This is a genomic window from Pseudoalteromonas sp. SR44-5 (genome assembly GCF_014163675.1).
GTDB lineage: Bacteria > Pseudomonadota > Gammaproteobacteria > Enterobacterales > Alteromonadaceae > Pseudoalteromonas > Pseudoalteromonas rhizosphaerae.
This window is the reverse complement of record NZ_JACJDT010000107.1, coordinates 1-1,658: the sequence shown is the minus strand read 5'-3', so window position 1 is coordinate 1,658 and position 1,658 is coordinate 1. Positions and strand designations below refer to the sequence as shown.

1 protein-coding gene is annotated in these 1,658 nt (G+C 38.2%); it reads left to right on the top strand.

The genetic code is table 11. From position 1 onward, the window contains the following. The first annotated feature begins 127 nt into the window (after positions 1–127). Positions 128–1,354: a hypothetical protein gene (locus H5154_RS22610; RefSeq protein ID WP_259398597.1), complete on the top strand. Its 1,227-nt coding sequence runs from the start codon at positions 128–130 to the stop codon at positions 1,352–1,354. The last annotated feature ends 304 nt before the right edge of the window (positions 1,355–1,658 follow it).

The window sequence follows — 1,658 nt, the reverse complement described above, 5'->3', positions numbered from 1 at the left end:
ACTCTGAATAGTTAAGATGGGTGTCATCTTAATTTCGTTGGCCAAGTAATCAGCCAAGCCATTGTTAAGTTATAAAAAGCTAAGTTATAAAAAATTTACAAGAAGTACAGCAAATAAAGGAGTAATAATGAGCGAAAATCAATTAGATCATGAAAAAATAAAAAAAGAAATGTTAGAAGAAAGAAAGCGCGAAGATCAAGAGCGCGAAGACTGGATGCGTGCAAACCCAGAAGAAGTCGATAGGCGCTATTATGAGCACGTAGCAAAGTTTGTTGCTGAGGATGAAGAAAAAAGGCCAGAAAGAATTAGGAAGCTAGAAGAATGGAAACAACTTAACCCGAGAAAAAAACCACTTAATGCAAAAGATAAAAACATTCAACGATTAGCACTTGATGAAAGCTATGCTGAAAGAAGAGATCGAAAAAGTAAAGAAGAAAAAGATCCAGAAATAGAAAAAGCAGAGAGAACTAAGCAAAGAAATGACTCGATTTATCGGGCTAACTCCACTAAGTACAGAGAAAGGCTGCCAAGAGATTATTTGCATAAAGACAGTTATGAGGCGCGATTAAAAAAAGCCGAAGCACTCAATGGCTGCGGGTTTAAAACCCGTACGTTTAAAAGTAAGCGTTTTACTGATGAATATGCAGCAGAGCTTAAGTCGCCTAATAGTGGCTCAACGCTTGAGGGGCACTGGGTTCGCGGAGATGGGCAACAACTTGCTATTTCATGGTTTGGCGGGTGGTCAAATCTATTTACTATTCTGGGCTTTGGTTGTACTAGCCTCGCTTTAATCGTTTTCTTTTTTCATATCATTGCGTTAATTGTGAATGGGTTTGAATATTTCTGGGTGATGGCCTCAATCTATATAACTCTTTTTTGTTTAGGAGTGTTTACGTTAAAACACCGTGCCATATTATCGCACCGAGATAAGTTTTATTTTAACCGCCATACAGGGCTTGTAAAAACCCCTCATACTTTGTTTAGAAAACCGTTTTATTTACCTTACGAAGACATTGTTTGTTTTGGTGCAAATGAGCGAAATGTAGGTTCAGCCCGTGGTGGTTCACGCGTGTTTGTGTCTCTCATGGTGCCGTTAAAGTACCCTAAACATTATCGCCTCACCAAGCCAACATTTTACGTAGGTGGTTTTAACCGTGAATGGGATTCACTGCAATATGCCACAGCAATGACCTTTATGGATACCTCAATCCCGCTTGGTACACACTTATATCAATCAATAGAGCACTACTTCAAAATAGATAAAGATATAACAGAAAAACACGGATTTCCTGAGGAGTTAAAACCCTATTTAGACCCAGCAGATTGCCAAGTTAACCGTCAGGAAGTGTGGTAATTAAAAGCTAAATCGCTCTTTAAAAATTTAAAAAATTGAACCTAAAGTGATGCATTTAATTGCTTTAGGTTTAGTTTGCAGCTTCTGTTAGTAGTGGCGTTGTTATTTTTCCTGATGGAAAATTAAGAAGACAGCCACCTTGAAATCCGCGTACTTTAGAAATGGAATAACAATGACACCCATCTTAATTTTTTAGTGACTGATTTATCAAGTGGGCAGGGTATACGGCTCGATTTAAATCAGCATAATTGCGCCGCCATATTTAAAGCGCTCAACACAACCAGAGTTACATTTAGACTGCGAG